Annotated in this window: 15 protein-coding genes, 1 pseudogene and 1 CRISPR repeat array; of the genes and pseudogenes, 9 read left to right on the top strand and 7 right to left on the bottom strand. The window is 33.4% G+C overall.

Going from position 1 to position 16938, the window contains the following annotated elements; translation table 11 throughout:
• Positions 1-11: 11 nt before the first annotated feature.
• A CRISPR array of direct repeats spans positions 12-332; the repeat unit is 37 nt; unit sequence GTCTGAAAGACTCATCCATTAAAACAAGGATGGAAAC.
• Between the two features lie 176 nt (positions 333-508).
• From asnB to F555_RS0103815, 7 genes and pseudogenes are all read right to left on the bottom strand, one after another.
• Entirely contained in the window at positions 509-2107 is a 1599-nt protein-coding gene (asnB, locus tag F555_RS0103840; protein WP_018153900.1) for an asparagine synthase (glutamine-hydrolyzing), read from the bottom strand.
• Between the two features lie 338 nt (positions 2108-2445).
• Positions 2446-2796, bottom strand: coding sequence for a hypothetical protein (locus F555_RS09200; protein WP_157205730.1), 351 nt, complete (start codon positions 2794-2796; stop codon positions 2446-2448).
• A gap of 63 nt (positions 2797-2859) precedes the next feature.
• Positions 2860-2985 (bottom strand): annotated as a pseudogene (locus F555_RS09665) (TOPRIM nucleotidyl transferase/hydrolase domain-containing protein); the annotation flags it as partial.
• A gap of 14 nt (positions 2986-2999) precedes the next feature.
• Positions 3000-4397 (bottom strand): ATP-dependent nuclease, encoded by a 1398-nt coding sequence (locus F555_RS09195; protein WP_263315245.1) that lies wholly within the window; start codon positions 4395-4397, stop codon positions 3000-3002.
• Positions 4398-4474: 77 nt separating this feature from the next.
• Positions 4475-5245, bottom strand: a complete 771-nt coding sequence (locus tag F555_RS0103825) for a dihydroorotate dehydrogenase electron transfer subunit (RefSeq protein ID WP_018153897.1) — start codon at positions 5243-5245, stop codon at positions 4475-4477.
• 325 nt (positions 5246-5570) lie between these two features.
• Positions 5571-6818 carry an adenosylhomocysteinase gene (locus tag F555_RS0103820; RefSeq protein WP_018153896.1) on the bottom strand — a complete coding sequence of 416 codons (1248 nt, stop codon included), beginning with the start codon at positions 6816-6818 and terminating at the stop codon, positions 5571-5573.
• An 85-nt stretch (positions 6819-6903) separates the two neighbouring features.
• Positions 6904-7842 carry a ribose 1,5-bisphosphate isomerase gene (locus tag F555_RS0103815; protein WP_018153895.1) on the bottom strand — a complete coding sequence of 313 codons (939 nt, stop codon included), beginning with the start codon at positions 7840-7842 and terminating at the stop codon, positions 6904-6906.
• Positions 7843-7971: 129 nt separating this feature from the next.
• On the opposite strand from F555_RS0103815, the gene F555_RS0103810 reads away from it, so the two are divergent.
• The 9 genes from F555_RS0103810 to F555_RS0103770 all read left to right on the top strand — a co-directional run bounded on the left by F555_RS0103810 (position 7972) and on the right by F555_RS0103770 (position 16927).
• Positions 7972-8343: a ribonuclease P protein component 4 gene (locus F555_RS0103810; protein WP_018153894.1), complete on the top strand. Its 372-nt coding sequence runs from the start codon at positions 7972-7974 to the stop codon at positions 8341-8343.
• Between the two features lie 85 nt (positions 8344-8428).
• On the top strand, positions 8429-9247 hold the full coding sequence (locus F555_RS09005; RefSeq protein WP_018153893.1) for a hypothetical protein: 819 nt from the start codon (positions 8429-8431) through the stop codon (positions 9245-9247).
• A 10-nt stretch (positions 9248-9257) separates the two neighbouring features.
• A complete protein-coding gene (gene dapB / locus F555_RS0103800) occupies positions 9258-10073 on the top strand; it encodes a 4-hydroxy-tetrahydrodipicolinate reductase (protein ID WP_018153892.1) in 816 nt (271 codons plus the stop codon).
• A 41-nt stretch (positions 10074-10114) separates the two neighbouring features.
• Positions 10115-10717 carry a tRNA (pseudouridine(54)-N(1))-methyltransferase TrmY gene (gene trmY, locus F555_RS0103795; protein ID WP_018153891.1) on the top strand — a complete coding sequence of 201 codons (603 nt, stop codon included), beginning with the start codon at positions 10115-10117 and terminating at the stop codon, positions 10715-10717.
• 58 nt (positions 10718-10775) lie between these two features.
• Positions 10776-11216, top strand: a complete 441-nt coding sequence (locus tag F555_RS0103790) for a chemotaxis protein CheW (protein WP_018153890.1) — start codon at positions 10776-10778, stop codon at positions 11214-11216.
• A gap of 25 nt (positions 11217-11241) precedes the next feature.
• Complete coding sequence (locus F555_RS0103785; RefSeq protein WP_018153889.1) at positions 11242-12351, top strand: protein-glutamate methylesterase/protein-glutamine glutaminase; 1110 nt, start codon at positions 11242-11244, stop codon at positions 12349-12351.
• A 4-nt stretch (positions 12352-12355) separates the two neighbouring features.
• On the top strand, positions 12356-15190 hold the full coding sequence (locus F555_RS0103780) for a chemotaxis protein CheW (RefSeq protein WP_018153888.1): 2835 nt from the start codon (positions 12356-12358) through the stop codon (positions 15188-15190).
• A gap of 9 nt (positions 15191-15199) precedes the next feature.
• Positions 15200-15664, top strand: coding sequence for a chemotaxis protein CheD (locus F555_RS0103775; protein WP_018153887.1), 465 nt, complete (start codon positions 15200-15202; stop codon positions 15662-15664).
• A gap of 12 nt (positions 15665-15676) precedes the next feature.
• A complete protein-coding gene (locus tag F555_RS0103770) occupies positions 15677-16927 on the top strand; it encodes a methyl-accepting chemotaxis protein (RefSeq protein ID WP_018153886.1) in 1251 nt (416 codons plus the stop codon).
• Positions 16928-16938 lie beyond the last annotated feature (11 nt).

The following is a 16938-nucleotide window of genomic DNA, read 5'->3' as shown; positions in this document are numbered from 1 at the left end:
GTTATTTAAATGTCTGAAAGACTCATCCATTAAAACAAGGATGGAAACAAAAGAAATTCGAGCCCGTTATTTATTAGTCGGATAGTCTGAAAGACTCATCCATTAAAACAAGGATGGAAACTACACCAATCGTCGGCCAATAAATCTGTTTGTGTCTGAAAGACTCATCCATTAAAACAAGGATGGAAACTTTTCTTATGTGTTTGATAATATTCATCGTATGCATCGTCTGAAAGACTCATCCATTAAAACAAGGATGGAAACCCATTAACTTCTAAGAACATTCTTTGAATGTGTCTGAAAGACTCATCCATTAAAACAAGGATGGAAACATAAGTTAAAAGGATGTTAAAAAAAGAATAAGTTTGAAAAACATTATTTTATTTGGATCCAACCTTTTCTAAAGGTTGGGTCTGGAGGACACATCCATTTCCGAACGAAGTGAGGAAATCCTATGAAATTTCAAAGAAATTCCATCACTACTTGCAGCAAAAAATAAAAAAAGAAATTATAATTTATTCACTTTTATCCTTTCTATTAAAACACTTTCAAAGAATTCATTTATTTTCTTTTTTGAGTAACCATATTTTCTTGCAACTGCATATATCATTTTTTCACTGCCACTTCCATACTGGGCAGCTTTTTTTGGTCGATAGGCTATGTAATCTGGAATATACTTTGATGCGATATCCCTCAATATCTTTTTTCTAAATTCAGAGCTCTCATTTAATTTATGCCCAGTGGGTATGGAAAGTCCTACCTCAATAACGTTTTTATCCAAAAATGGAACTCTGAGCTCTACACCATTTGCCATTGTACAGTGGTCGTCCCTCTCGAGATTTACCTTGTATATATTCATGACATCTTCGTAGATAGATTTTTTTAATTCTTCCTCGCCTTTTTCATGAAGTATTCTTTTATACCTATTGTAACCTGCAAATAACTCATCTGCACCCTGTCCAGATAAAACAACTTTTATTCCATCTTCTTTAGCCATTTCAGATGCTACGTATATTGGAATACCCACACCTAACTTCATAACATCTATTTCATCTATGGCATGTGCCACATTTACCAGATATTTTTCGAAGTCTTCACCAGTTAGTATCTTTTTTCTAAATTTTAAGCCCATGTCCTTTGCAGCTCTTTCAGCGTACTTTAAATCTTCAGATTCCTCAACACCCACTGAGTACAGTATGACCTCACAATTTTCTGAAGCCATCTTTGCCACTAAAGTGCTGTCAACTCCACCTGAATAAATTATACCTACTTTATCCAATCCTCGCGTTCTCTTTAAAATTGAATCATGGATTACATTTTCCAATTCTTCTTTACAGTTGTTGTAATCTCTGTTTTCCAGATAGTTTGTCTTAATTTTTTCAAGATCTTCCTCAATATACCATCTATTATCATCTAACTCGTAGATGAGCTGGCTATTTGGATTCAACCTGGATATTGGGTATTCAAAAGCTTCTTCAAAAGACATGCCGTCAATTTCCATCAATAAATACCAAAGGGCCTTCTTTTCAGAAGCAAATGCAAAGTAATTTTTTCTGTCAATGTAAAAAAGCGGTTTTACACCAATTAAATCCCTTCTTAAAATTACTACATTATCCTCTTTATCGTACAGTGCATAGGCATAATCCCCATCGAGCTCGTTCAGCATTTCTTCCTCATATGCATGGACTATAACCTCTGTATCTGTATCGGTTTTAAACTCATGGGTCCTTGATAAATCCTCTCTTAATTCAAGATAGTTATAAATTTCTCCGTTACAGATTACCCAGATGCTTTCATCTTCGTTAGGGATTGGCTGAACTGCACTACCTACTATGGCCAGCCTATTGTGCCCGAATCCCATTCTAGGATGGCCTTCAGCACTTAAGTCTAAATCTTCAAAATCTTCAAAATAGTATACCTCATCATCAAATAACATTCCAGAATAGTCTGGTCCTCTATGCTTTAAAATTTTCATTGTTTCAATTAAATATCTTGAGAGATCCTCACTTTTGAATCCATTAGAAAATTGAGAATCTTTGACTTTGTTACTCCGATGACTACTTGGATCATCTTCGTCTTTAACTATTATTCCACTTATAGAACACATATTTCCTCACTTAATTCTACTGTTTTTATAAAAAATATATTTTTTAAATTAGATATGGTCATAAATATTTTTATTTTTTTCTATCTTATAATGGCACCACTGGCATCTCTTTTATAGCATCCAAATTCAGTTATGAACTTTAGTTTTTCTCACCGTTTACATCTACATAACTATTTTTATTTTATATTTTTTAACTTTTCCATACTGACCAAATAAGATATATTTACCCATTAATTGTTTTTCCAAGTTTATTTGTCATAATTTGCAGTTTATTTTATTGAATATAACTTATCATAATTAAGGTTATTAATTATATGTCATTTATGGCTTCCATAATATTACGCTCTAAACTCCCGATATTCCATAAGTTCAATATTCAAGCACTTTTTAATAAATAATTTAAATAATTCATAAAATTCTTCATGGTCAACATATTCAGTTATTGGTTTATTTTCTTCCATAGATTTCCCTATGGTTTCAATAACCCCTGCTTCTTTTTTAAATTTTGGTGTTTTAATATAAAAATCTTCTAATTCACCAGTAAGTATGAATATGTTTTCACATTTTAATTTATGCAGGTATTTACGGGTTTCAATATTTATACAACCCTCCGTTATATCATCTATTTTTTTATATCTGGGAGTATTTTTTGAAATTTCCTGTTTTAATCGGTTTAATTCATTTTCCAATTTATCATGCCTTAACTCGCGAATACATTTTCCAACGCCTTCTTTTAAATAGTCAAAATCAGCCATTATATAATATGGAATATCAACTTTATTTAAAATATTTGCATATTTGATAAATTCATGTTTTCCTCCGCACGATATAATGGATACATTATACTCATTTAGCCAATTTTTCCCTAATTCTTTAATCTCATCATCAACTTTTATAATATGGTTTTTCCAAATTCTTTTGCCATTTCTTCTAATATGTATTTATCTGCTCCTTCAACAAGAATAACAGCATCTGCAAAGAACATTTCAGCATTCTGTTTTTTAATTAATATCTGTCTATCCTTCGGAGTATTAAATTCCATATTTTTTACAGTGGTTCCTCCATTGTCTTTTTTGACAAGAATTAAATTGGTATTTATATCAAGATTTGAAATAAATTCGATTGAATGTGTTGCAATAACAACCTGGTGGTTGTTTTTATTTTCCCCACATTCAACAAACTCATCTAATTTACATGAAATTACCATTCTACCTTGCGGATGCAAATATAATTCTGGTTCTTCAATAGCCAATAAAGAACTACTGTTATGGGCTATATTTTGAATATAATAATTGAATAACCCGATTACAACAGCACTTTGAATTCCTGCTCCTTTTTCTTTCAATTCGCTTCTAAATCCATCGTCAATGTAAATCATAGCATTTTTATAAATATTATGGTCTTTTGAATTGGGAATATATTGTATTGAGAGTTCTGTATTGGGGAATGCTACTTTAACACCACTATCAATAATTTTTTTATTAACATCTTTATATATCTCATTTGAAATTTCCTCAACATTATTGAAAGCCTTGTATAGTTTAGTTTTATATTCGTCATTAACGCTATTAAAGTGGTGTTTTAATAATTTTCCAAACCACGTATAATTGTATGCCCTTAATTGGTCTTTTGGGTCCCTAAATGCTGGAATTATTGCACTTTGGATTAAATGACTTCTTAATTTATTCCCTGCAAATCCAACAGTCCATGCAGTATCATCTTTTTCCCGATATAAAAATAGTAAATTTTTTTTTATATGTTCTCCTTCTTCATTCTTTATATATTTGGCAATGAATATAAATGCGAATTTATCAACATTTTCAAATTCTGAGTCATATTTTGTTATATTGTTATAGTTACAATTCCCAATCCATGATTTGTATCCATATCCCTGCTGTTCAATTTCATATTCATAACCCACTACATCATAAGAATTTTCAAATTCTTCATTATTTTCAATATTTATTTTATAATAATTATTATCATAAGATTTACGTTTGTAGAAACAACCTTTTGCATCTGGTAAGTCTAATTCTTCATCTTCGCCCCGTTCTAAAATACATTTTATAATAATAGTTTGGCTTTCATCAACCCCTCCAAAAAAGTCATTTTTAGTTATATTTTCATAAGCCTCATAATGTGGAGTTTTTTCACCAAGAACAATATCTATCGCTTTTATAATATTGCTTTTCCCCGAATTGTTTTTACCAACAATGACATTTCTTCCTTTTTCAAAATTTAATTTAAGGCTTTTAATTGACCTGTAATTTTCAATGTGTAATTCAGAAATATGTATACTAACCCCCTCCCCCTTAGTAGTTAAAATTTACTACAATATTGCTATTGGAATCAAATTTCTATTTATAATTACCTGATAATCTTACCACTGGCATCCCTTTTATAGCATCCAAATTCAGTTATGAACTTTAGTTTTTCTCCCCAGAATACTGGACCATCCTTACAAACACAGAGTCCTTGATCATCAACACAGCACTGACCACATATTCCAATTCCACATTTCATATATCTCTCCATTGAGACTTGAACAGGAATTTTATGGTCTTTTGCGATTTCTACAACCTTCTTCATCATTATTTCAGGACCGCAGGTTATTATCAAATCGAATTTTTCTTCATTTAAGAGCTCTTTCATTTTTTCAGTCGTAAATCCTGGAAAACCAAAACTACAATCATCGGTACATGGGAAAACATTTCCAGATTTTTCAAATCTATCCAAAAACAGGAGCTCTTCCTTAGTCCTTGCTCCAACTATTGCCGTTACATCGATATTCATTTTTGAAAATTCTTCCACTGCACTTATTATCGGAGCTCCACCGATTCCCCCTGCTATTGCCAATACCTTGTCACCAAAAGGTTCGAAATAACTTCCATAAGGTCCTCTAACACCTATTGAATCTCCTTCTTTTAATGAATGCATTTTTTCTGTGAATTCTCCTACTTTGGCAACGCTAAAACCAGTTTTAGTGGAAAAACCAAAAGGCTTCTCATCCACACCAGGAATCCACACCATGGCAAACTGACCAGGTTTGAAATCAAATTCTTTATCAACTAAAAAAGTTTTTACACTTGGACTTTCTTCGATTACTTCTTTTATTGTGCATATAACAGGACGTTCCATTTTAATCACTGTTTAAATTTATAATAAATTAGTTAAATCGGAGCTCATGAAGTGAGCGTTATGAATTAGACAAAAACCTTCGGTTTTTGTTACTCGCTTACTTCATAAGCGAAATCATAGATTTTCAAAACCCTTAACGGGAAGAGCTATAAAATCACGAAGTGATTTTATTTAATTGGAGCGAAGTGGAGGGCTACAAAACTCTTCGAGTTTTGTTCAAATGAATAAATATAATAAATAAAAAAGTATTGGTTAAATTTTAATTATAATTATTTTACCGCTGTCGTATTTTATTTATCTTACTATTTTACTTTATTTTTCTTTCTTAAGTTCCTTCTCTCCAGTCGCTTAAATACTTTCTTTGTTCAGGAGTTAGTTCATCTATTTCAACATCCATTGATTTAAGTTTCAAAGATGCTATTCTTAAATCCTGTTCATAAGGTATGCTGTAAACGTTGTTTTCAAGTTTTTCATGGTTTTCCTTAATGAATCTAGCACTTAATGCCTGGTTTGCAAAGCTCATGTCCATAACTTCACATGGGTGACCATCTGCACAAGCCAGGTTTACCAGTCTTCCTTCTCCAAGTAGGAATACTTTCTTATCTCCAAAGTCGTACTCTTCTATATTGAATCTAACGGTTCTTACAGATTTTGAGAGCTCTCTTAAATCATTCTTATTTATTTCGTTGTCAAAGTGGCCTGCATTTGCAAGAACAGCCCCATCTTTCATAAGTAAAAAGTGTTCCATTCTAAGGATATCCTTACATCCTGTGGTTGTTATGAATATGTCTCCAATTTTAGCAGCTTCTTCCATTTTCATTACTCTAAAACCGTCCATTTTAGCTTCTAAGGCCCTTACAGCGTCAACTTCTGTAACTATAACATTTGCACCCATTCCAGATGCTCTCATTGCGACTCCTCTACCGCACCAGCCGTAACCTGCAACTACGACATTTTTACCTGCTATAAGTAGGTTTGTAGTTCTTATTATTCCATCAATTGCACTCTGACCTGTACCGTATCTGTTGTCGAATAGGTGTTTTGTATAGGCATCGTTAACATTAACTACTGGGAACTTTAAAGCCCCTTCTTCAGCCATTGCCTTTAATCTTATAATTCCTGTTGTAGTTTCTTCACATCCTCCCATTATGTTGTCTAGGAGCTCTGTTCTTTCTGTGTGAATTAAGAATATAAGGTCTGCACCATCGTCTATAACTATATCTGGATTATAGTCAAGTACTTTGTTTAAATTTTCATAGTACTCTTCGTCGGTTTCTCCTCTCCAAGCGTAGACGTTCATACCTCTTTTTACACATGCTGCGGCAACATCATCTTGTGTAGAGAGTGGGTTACATCCTGTAATCGCGATTTTAGCTCCACCATCTTTTAAGGTTTCAGCCAAAATTGCTGTTTTAGCCTCTAAATGTAATGCCATACCTATTGTTAAACCTTTAAATGGTTTTTCTGCTTTGAATTCTTCCCTTATCAAACCTAAAACGGGCATGTGTTTTTCTGCCCAATCCATTTTTAAGTCCCCTTCAGGAGCAAGATTTATATCCTTAACTTTGCTCACAGTTTCACCAAAGTATATTTTGTTGTGTTATTTTAGTCATTCTTTTATCTCAATCTTAAATGTTGGTATATTTATAAAAATGTTCTCATTTAATCTCAGGATATTTATCGAGCCAGCCAAAGTATTTTTCAATAATATACCAAGAACCTTGTGGAGGAATTAACCCTACTTCTGTGATTATTCCGTCAATATATTGGGATGGCGTGACATCAAAAGCAGGGTTTATAAGTTTGATTTTATCTTTGTACTCATCTTCAAAGGTATGTATTTCGTTTGGATCTCTATTCTCTATTTCTATTAACTCACCTACAATAGTATTTGGATGAAATTTATATGTTTCTGCAGCAGTTAGAAATGGAACTCTAGCCTCATGGGCAGCCAAGGCTATTTGTGATGTACCTACCTTATTAACAAGACATCCATTAGCAGTTATTGCATCTGCCCCCACCACTACCAAATTAACCTCTCTTATGAAGTATCTAACTGCACTATCTACTATCAACGTAACATCAATACCTTCATCTGCAAGAGCTTTTGCAGTTAAGTATCCTTGATTTCTTGGCCTGGTCTCGGTGCAGAATACTTTAATTTTTTTCCCTTTTTTATGGGCTGCTTTTATTACCTCAATTGCAGCTTCTGAGTTACAGTGAGTTAATATCGTGTATTCATCCTTTATTCTATTTGAACCTATTTCACCTATTTTTTTTATGGCATTTGAAGAAGATTCTATAAATTCATCGGCTTTTTTAACTACTGAAGATTTCATATCCTCTTCGTTTAATCCATTTAAAACGAATTTTACAGCATTTGGTAATGAAACTGCAGTTGGTCTTGCAGAAATCAGTATATCCCCTGCTTTGGTCATTTTATCTTTAAAATCTTCTTCTTTTAAGTCCATGATTTTGTAGGCATATTCCTTTAGAGCTCTTGCAGCGGCCCTCCCTATCCTACCTGCCCCCCTAATTTTCATACTCTTTATTTTCTCATAAGTTTCATAAATTACTTTTAATTCATCGTTTTCCATAATCCCACCTATTCATAGTATGCCACATAACAATTTAGATTTAAATAAATAAAAAAGTACGATATAGTACGATATATAATAACTAAAGAAGTGAATTATATTTATAACTATCAGTTAAGTTGGGAGAAAATGAAGTTAAAAAGAAAATTTTTGGAAAAATCAAAAAAGATAGCCCTTGAAAGAATAGATGCACTTATGAATTTTGCAGAAGAAGAGGCTAAAAGAAATAGATGGGATAGGGCGGAAAAATATGTAAAGCTTAGTAGAAAGATTGCCATGAAAATGAGAATGCCATTTCCCAAAAAATGGAAAATAAGAATATGCAAAAGATGTCATGCTTTTTTAATCTTTGGTAAAAACGCACGGGTTAGGATTAAAAGTAAAAGATATCCGCATATAGTAATCACGTGTTTAAACTGTGGGAATATTGTTAGAATACCGATGACCAGAGAAAAACGGGCCAGAAAATCGGCAAGTAATAACCACCATCATGAAAAATAATTCAATAAACATAACTACCTACACAAAAACAATATATTTTAGATTAAAAATATATAATTATAATATATAAACGGTGGCAGATAACATGGATCTTTCAGAAAAGCTTCAACTAATAAGAAGTAAGATGGAAAAGAAGGTAGAAACAGCCAACTCTTCAGATCAGGATATTGATAATATGCCTATGAAAGATGTTGGGGAAGTTTCAGAAGATGATGATTTAAATAAGAAGGCCGAAAATCTAAGAAAAGCCATGGAAAAGATATATGATAAAATAAAAATTGCAATAAGCTCTAAAGAAAACTGCGATTTATTGAATAATACCCAAGAAGATACTCAAAAGGAAGAGGATATTGTTGAATGTAGTAAATTAGATGAAATTAATGAAAAATTAGATAAAATAATCGATATGATCACCAGTAATTCCAATTCAGACATTGAAAATCTATTAAATCAAATATTGGAAAAACTGGATTCTGAAAAAGAACATGTTTCAAATGATACCTTAAACCAGATTTTAAATAAGGTTGATCAACTTTTGGAAACCAATAACAACGATAATATATCAGAAACTATGAACCTACTATTGGATAAATTAAATATCCTTATAGAAAGAAACCAGGATTACTCATCCAAGTTAGACGATGTATTGGTAGAAATTGACAAGCTACTGACAAAAATGGATGTTGTATCTGAAAAAACTATAAAACTACTTGAAAATGGCGATATTAAAGTTTCAGATATTATAAAACTCATAAGAGAAATATATGAGAGACTTGAAGAAATAAAAGATATTTTAAGGAATCTTAATCCTGAAAAAATGGATAAAGCCGTGGATATGGTAGATAATCTCAACAATAAACTTGACAATTACGTTAATAAGATCGAAACCGATATAGAAGCTTAAAGGTGATTTAATGATAAGAGTTGCCGTTACAGGAGCTTTAGGAAGAATGGGAAGTAATATAATAAAAACAATCTGTGAAAACGAAGGTATGGAAGTTGTTGCTGCAATAGACATACCAAATCATCCTAAAAAAGGAGAAGACATTGGAGAACTTATCGGAATTGGTAAAATAAACGTTCCATTGGAAACTTCCGATAATTTAGAAAACGTAATCAAAGAATCTAAACCAGATGTTTTAGTTGATTTTACAGCTCCTGCCCCTTGTGTTGAAACTGCAAAAATAGCTGCAAGAAATGGAGTTAATTTAGTTATAGGAACTACAGGATTTACAGAAGAACAGAAAAAGGAAATTGAAAATGCCATTAAAGAGAATAAAATAGCTGCAACAATTTCACAAAATTATGCAATCGGAGTAAATATATTCTTTAAGACTTTGGAGTTCTTAGCTAAAAAATTAGGAGATTACGATATCGAAATAGTTGAAATGCACCATAAATTTAAAAAAGATGCTCCCAGTGGTACTGCACTAAGGGCTGCTGAAATAATCCAAAATAACTTAAACAGAGACTCAAAGCTTATTTTTGGAAGGGAAGGTCTTGTTGGAGAAAGATCAAAAGAAGAAATATGTATTCATGCTTTGAGGGGAGGAGATGTCGTAGGAGACCACACCGTTATATTTGCAGGAGATGGAGAAAGATTAGAACTAACCCACAAAGCAAGTAGTAGGCAGGCTTTTGTAAATGGAGTTATTCTTGCAGTTAGATTTATTTCAGAGAAAAAAGAAGGCATATACAACACATTTGATGTATTGGGACTCTCTGAATAGTCCCTTAATTTTAATCCTCAAGAGCTCATGATGGTGAAATGTTGAGAGAATTCATACTAAAAGCTAACAAAGCCATAACTTCGGGGGATATAAATTTAAAAGACCTTCCTGGAAGCTGTGGCAGATTGGACTTGGTCTGTAGATGCGTAAATAGTGCGTTTTTTCTTTCTCATGATATGAGAAGGGATACCGTGTTTTATTCTGTTCATTATGGTAACCCCAACCCTCCGGTTGCTTTAAAATTTGTAGGTAACGAATTGAAAAGAGTTAGTCCTGATGAAAGAAGTATTGCAATTTTCATAAAAAAAGCCCTTGAAAAGGAAAGTTCTGAACTCTGGAAAGAAAGCACTTCTGGAATATACCATTCAAAAAAAGAGTTTAGAGATATTATTTTAGAAAAGAAAAATGAAGGGAAAAGGATATTTTATTTACACATAAACGGGAAACCCATGGAAAATATTGAGCTAAGAAAAGATGAAGATATAGTTTTTGTACTTGGGGATCATGTGGGGATAGGTTCAGAGGACGAAGAATTCTTGGAAAAAATAGGAGCTGAAAAAGTCTCTATTTCACCTTTGGAACTACATGCCGACCACTGTATCATTATAGTTCATAATATCCTTGATAAATTAAGAGAAAACTAGCATGATTGGAATAATGTATTGGGCCCAATTTTACTGCACAATAATATGAGGTGGAATTATGGAAGAAATACCAAAAGTAGTTGTTTTTAAACTATCTTCAAATGAGTATGGGTTGAGGGTGGATGAAGTCAGAGAGGTTTTAAAAGTCCAAGATATTACATCTTTACCAAATACTCCAGATTATATCATTGGAGTTACCAATATCAGGGGGGAAATAACACCTATTATTGATTTAAGAAAGAAGTTGAATATATATGATACCGAAGAGGATAACGAAAATGAAAAGTTGGTTATGGTAATAGAAATCGATAATGTTCCTGTGGGTATCCTCGTTGACGCTGTTAGTGATGTAATGCAAATTTCCAAAGAACAGATAGAGGACATGGGAGAAATGAGAAAGAACATAAGCGGAGAGTATATTGAAGGAATTGCAAAAATTAACAATAGATTGATTATAATATTAAATATTAAGAATTTGGTAAATCCTCAGGAGTTATAAACGGACATAGTAAGTTAGGGATATTATGAGAAAGATAAGTGTATTGGTCGCAGATGATTCGGCATTTATGAGAAAGGTGCTTTCGGACATACTTAATTCAGATGAAGATATAGAAGTGATAGGTACTGCAAAGGATGGAATAGAGGCTGTCGAACTAGTTCAAAAATTGAGTCCCAATGTAGTAACAATGGACGTAGAAATGCCCAGGATGGATGGACTTGAAGCCGTAAAAAAAATAATGGAAATAAAACCTACTCCAATTTTGATGGTATCTGCATTAACAAGAAAAGGTTCTGAAGCTACATTTAAAGCATTGGAGTATGGTGCTGTTGACTTTATCGAAAAACCATCAGGATCTATATCATTGGATATTAGAAAAATTGGTAATGAAATAATAAATAAAGTAAAATCGGTTTCAAAAGCTGTTGTTAGGAAAAAACAGCATATAGCAAGGGAGCCTACCACAGAAAAAGTAGAAAAATTAGGGGATAAAAAAACCTTGCCTGTGGAATCTGAATTTGTAGGTGAATTAAATATACCTCCTGAAAAATTGAAAAAAATGGCTGTTATGATAGGTTCCTCAACAGGTGGGCCCCCAGTAGTTTCAGAGATTATAGCCATGCTTCCCAAGGATATGCCACCTATATTTGTTGTTCAACACATGCCTCAGGGGTTCACAAAAATGTTTGCTGAAAGAATGAATGACCGCTCTAAACTAAATGTTAAGGAAGCTCAAGATGGGGAACTTGTAAAACCAGGACATGTTTACGTGGCTCCGGGGGATTACCAAATGATTCTAAAGAAGAGGGGTGATGACGTATATATTGAATTGGACAATCACATGCCAAAAGTCCATGGAACCAGACCTACGGTAGATATTACGGCAGAGCACGTAGCAAAAATATATGGCAAAAATACTGTTGGTGTTATTTTAACCGGGATTGGTAGAGATGGAGCTTATGGGATGAAGCAGATAAGGGATAGAGGAGGTCACACAATAGCCCAGAAGGAAGAAACTTGTGTTGTTTTTGGCATGCCAAAAGCTGCAATTGAAATGGGCGCTATAGAATTAGTATTACCCCCTTCAAAGATACCAGAAAATATTGTAAAATTCATTAAACTTATTGGGGGATGAAATAATGGATGATATGGAACAATATAGGGAGCTTTTTATGGCAGAAGCTGAAGAACATCTTCAAGCTTTGAATCAAAACTTAGTTGAGTTAGAAAATAATCCAAATGATTTAGAAATTGTCAATTTAATTTTTAGATCGGCACATACTTTAAAGGGCTCAGCAAGAACCCTTGGATTTGATCATATATCTTCCCTTACCCACCATATGGAGGATATTTTAGATTACATAAGATCTGGAAAAATACCTGTAACTTCCGAAATTATGGACATGTTGTTTAAGTGTCTTGATGCTCTTGAAACTATGGTTGGTAAAATTGGGGATGGTGAAGATACAACCATTGATGATGTTAGCGATATTGTTGAAGAGATAAAAAATTTAAAGGAGAAGTATTTGTCGGGAAATTTTGATCGTAAGGAACCGTCTAATGAATCCAACGATCCAGAAGAGTCACAAGAAGAGGATGGGATGGAAAAAGATGAAGCGCCTGCAAATACTGAAAAAAAGGTAAAAATAACATTAAAAGAACCACAAACCACCATCAAAGTTAGTAAACCAAAAGCTACTGAAGAAGTTGAAAAACCTGAAAACTTTGATGAGATTGTAAAACAAATACAAAAATCAGCTGAAGCTCTACATGTTATTGTAGAGGCATTAGGTTACAAAGAATTAAGCGAAACGTTGAAAAAAATTGAAAAATTATCATCATCTGTTTTAGATCAAAGTATTTCATCTAATAATTTAGTAATAGAGACTTTAAAAGAGTCATTAACGGCAATGGAGAGAATTGCTAAATCCTTTGAGGAAAATGGCAATAGTATCGATATAGATTTATCCCAATTAAGCGATAAAATAGACCTAGCAATGGCTCAAGAACCAACTTCAGAAGATGTTGATGAATACGAAATTACATTGGACCATTCAATATTTAATTTAGATGAAAGTGCTGAGGAAATAAAAGAAATGGTTGTTGATCAAAATTATAAATTATATCACGTAAAGGCAAAAACTTCGGAAGATTGTGCATTAAAATCTGTTAGGCTGGCAATGGTTCTATCAAAAATAAAAGAAATTGGAAAACTTTTAGAGTCAATACCTAGTGAAGAAGAACTTAAGGAAAAGAGCTATGAGGAATTAGATGCGATATTCCTATCCAGCAAAGAACTGGATGATGTAAAAAAAGTACTCGATACAGTATATGAGATGGATTATATTATAGTGGTCCCTATAGAGGTTGATTTTGAAATTGAAGAAACTACAAAATCGGAATCAGAGGATAAGAAACCTGAAAATAATGAAACAAAAGAGAATGAAGTAGTAAAACCTGAAAAAACCGAATCTATCGGGTTAAACGAGGATGAGGTTTACAAAATAAAAATAATAATTGATGAAGAGTGTCCTTTGAAGTCGGTTAGGGCATATATGGTAATAAAGGAACTTAAAAATATAGGAAAAGTGATTAAAACAGAACCTTCAAATGAAGTTATTGAAGCAGGAAATCTTGAAACTAATGAAGTAACCATTTATTTGAACTCCGATAAAGAGATAGACGATATAAAAGAAACAATATTCAAAATACCTGAAATAAAGGATATAATAATAAATCCTCCTAAAGATTCAAAGATCATTAATAAAAGAGAGTCAGACAACAATTCTAACACAAAAAAACCACAGCAGGCAGAAAACAAAAAAACAAGTCCAGCTACACAGACGGTTAGGGTTAATATTGAAAAACTGGATAAACTTATGAACCTAGTGGGAGAGCTGGTTATAAACAGGGCTAATTTTACCCAGATTGCAAACAAATACGATCTTAAAGAGTTGCACAACGCAGTTAATCGACTTAACATGCTTGCAACCGAGCTTCAGGAAGAAGTAATGGCCATGAGAATGATTCCAGTTGCATTCGTATTTAATAGATTCCCTAGAACAGTCAGAGATACTGCAAGAGCTCTTAAAAAAGAAGTTGATTTTATAATTGAAGGGTCAGAAATTGAATTGGATAGAACGATGCTGGATGAACTTGCAGAACCTCTCACACACATAATCAGGAATTCTTTAGATCATGGTATAGAATACCCTGATGTAAGAGAGAAACTAGGAAAACCTAGAAAAGGTACATTAAAATTAACTGCTACAAGAGAAAGAGATCACGTGAACATAATAATTGAAGACGATGGCAAGGGTATTGACCCTGATGTAATAAGGAAAAGTGCCGTTAGAAAAGGTATTTTAACCGAAGAAGAAGCTGAAAAATTAAGTGACGATGAGGCTATAAATCTTATATTTTTACCTGGATTTAGTACTGCTGAAAAGATCTCAGATGTCTCTGGAAGAGGGGTTGGGATGGATGTTGTTAAATCTAAGATTGAATCTTTAGGGGGCGGTGTCTCAATACAGTCTGAAAAGGGAAAGGGCACAAAAATAACACTCCATCTGCCATTAACAATGGCGATTATATTGGCATTGTTGGTCAAGTTACATGACCAAATATACGCAATACCATTAACAAGCGTTTTAGACGTGGCTTCAATTCAAAAAGACGAAATAAAGAACTTAGAAGGACAGGAGGCCATAATATACCGAGACCACATATTACCAGTATTCTGGCTTAAAGATATCCTCAACCAATATTCGAGCTCAGACTTTGAGGAACTATATGTGGTGGTAGTTGAAGGAAACAAAGGGAAAGTAGGAGTTATCGTTGATGAAGTTATAGACAGGGATGAAATAGTAGTTAAGCCACTTACGGGTATCCTAAAGAATGTTAATGGACTTGCTGGGGCTACAATACTTGGTGACGGGCGAGTAGCACTTATATTGGATTTAAGCAATATCTAGGAAGATAACATGGTACTGAAAGTTAAAATGGGCGGGTTTGAAGTATCAAAAAGTCCCGAAATTCTAGAGACCCTATTGGGTTCTTGTGTGGCTATTATGCTATACGACCCAGGTAAAAGAGTGGGAGGTATGGCACATATAATGCTTCCAGAGACTAGAGATATGAACACTAAAACTCCTGGAAAATATGCCAATACTGCCATCCCAGCAATGATCGCCAAAATGGTAATTCTTGGGGCAAGACCTGAGAAACTTGTTGCAAAGTTAGCAGGCGGTGCGAAAATGTTTAAATCCAAATCTAACGCAATGGATATCGGAACAAAGAACATAAACGCTGCTAAAAGGGAATTAAAAAAGTATGAAATAAAGATTGTAGGGGAAGATTTAGGCGGCACATCTGGTAGAACTGTTAGGTTTACACTTAGGGATGGTAAAGTATTTGTTAGAGTTAAAAATAGTGAAAAGATTATTTAAATGGTGAAGAATATGGGTATTAGTTTAAGCGGTTTAATATCTAAACCCTATAAGAATGATTTAATTGAAAAAATATGTGTAATTGTAGGTATAGATGCTAATGTAGTAAAGAATAACCCTGAAGAATTAATTAAAAGAATTGAAAATTTGTGCGAAACTGAAAAACAGTTTGAAGAGTACAGAAAAGAAAATGCCATTATATTTAAGGAACTTAATGAAATTATGGAAAGGCTAGAAAAAGGAGACCTTACAGTTAGAATTAACGAAAACAGAAGGCACAATAAACTTCAAAAAACTATCAATAGGGCATTAGACAACCTTTCAAAGATGACCGGAGATTTAAAACTCCAAGTGATCGCGTTAAATAGGGAAATTAAAAATATTAAAGAAGAAATTGAAAGGGCAAAGGAAACCTCAGATCAGGTTGCAGACGCAGCTTCACAGGTGGCAACAGCTGCAACAGATCAGGCTAATAAACTACAGGACATTTCACAGGACTTGGAGGACACAGGAGAGGCCGCTGAAAAAGTCTACAATGCAGCAGTTGATGCGGTAAATTCAGCTGAAGAGATAGAAGAAAACTCAAGAACTGGTGTACAGAAGGTTGAAAATGCAATAGACACAATGCAGAGAATCACCAACGTAATAGACGACTTAGGAAAAGCTATCCAAGAGCTCGGAGACGAGAGCAAGAAAATCAACGAAGTTACAGTTTTAATTAAGGATATTGCTGAACAAACTGGATTGCTAGCTTTAAACGCTTCTATTGAGGCTGCAAGAGCTGGAGAAGCTGGAAAAGGATTTGCAGTTGTTGCAAGTGAAATTAAATCACTGGCTGAGGAAATTGGTAAATCTGTGGATGACATTAGCAAAACCATTTCAGGAATACATAAAAAGGTCGATAGAACAATCGATTTAGGATTAACTGGTAAGGATGAAGTGGATAAAGGGGTTGTGGCAATAGATGAAGTAAACAATGCATTAATAGAAATTAAAGAAAGTGTAGATAAAGCAATGATAAAAATAAATGCTATTAAAGAAAACTCACAGCAAGCTTCAGAGAACGTACAGCAGGCATTAAGTAATGTTCAAGATATTGCTTCAATATCTGAAGAGTTTGCTGCAACTGCTGAAGAATTAACAGCAAGTGCAGAAGAACAGAATAGAATCATGGATGAAATTGATGAGGCTGTTGATGGATTGGCTGCAGCATCCGATGACGTTAAAAAAATCTCCGAAATATTAAAAATAAAAGAGAATTAAATATATTTTTT

The organism is Methanothermococcus thermolithotrophicus DSM 2095, assembly GCF_000376965.1.
Classification (GTDB): Archaea; AGJL01; Methanococci; order Methanococcales; family Methanococcaceae; genus Methanothermococcus; species Methanothermococcus thermolithotrophicus.
This window is presented reverse-complemented; position numbering and strand designations above follow the sequence as displayed.

Coding starts and splice junctions, on each gene's coding strand:
- asnB (WP_018153900.1), bottom strand. CDS start 2,107: ATGTGTTCTATAAGTGGAATAATAGTTAAAGACGAAGATGATCCAAGT.
- F555_RS0103825 (WP_018153897.1), bottom strand. CDS start 5,245: ATGGAACGTCCTGTTATATGCACAATAAAAGAAGTAATCGAAGAAAGT.
- F555_RS0103815 (WP_018153895.1), bottom strand. CDS start 7,842: ATGGAAAACGATGAATTAAAAGTAATTTATGAAACTTATGAGAAAATA.
- F555_RS0103810 (WP_018153894.1), top strand. CDS start 7,972: ATGAAGTTAAAAAGAAAATTTTTGGAAAAATCAAAAAAGATAGCCCTT.
- F555_RS09005 (WP_018153893.1), top strand. CDS start 8,429: ATGGATCTTTCAGAAAAGCTTCAACTAATAAGAAGTAAGATGGAAAAG.
- dapB (WP_018153892.1), top strand. CDS start 9,258: ATGATAAGAGTTGCCGTTACAGGAGCTTTAGGAAGAATGGGAAGTAAT.
- F555_RS0103790 (WP_018153890.1), top strand. CDS start 10,776: ATGGAAGAAATACCAAAAGTAGTTGTTTTTAAACTATCTTCAAATGAG.
- F555_RS0103785 (WP_018153889.1), top strand. CDS start 11,242: ATGAGAAAGATAAGTGTATTGGTCGCAGATGATTCGGCATTTATGAGA.
- F555_RS0103780 (WP_018153888.1), top strand. CDS start 12,356: ATGGATGATATGGAACAATATAGGGAGCTTTTTATGGCAGAAGCTGAA.
- F555_RS0103775 (WP_018153887.1), top strand. CDS start 15,200: ATGGTACTGAAAGTTAAAATGGGCGGGTTTGAAGTATCAAAAAGTCCC.
- F555_RS0103770 (WP_018153886.1), top strand. CDS start 15,677: ATGGGTATTAGTTTAAGCGGTTTAATATCTAAACCCTATAAGAATGAT.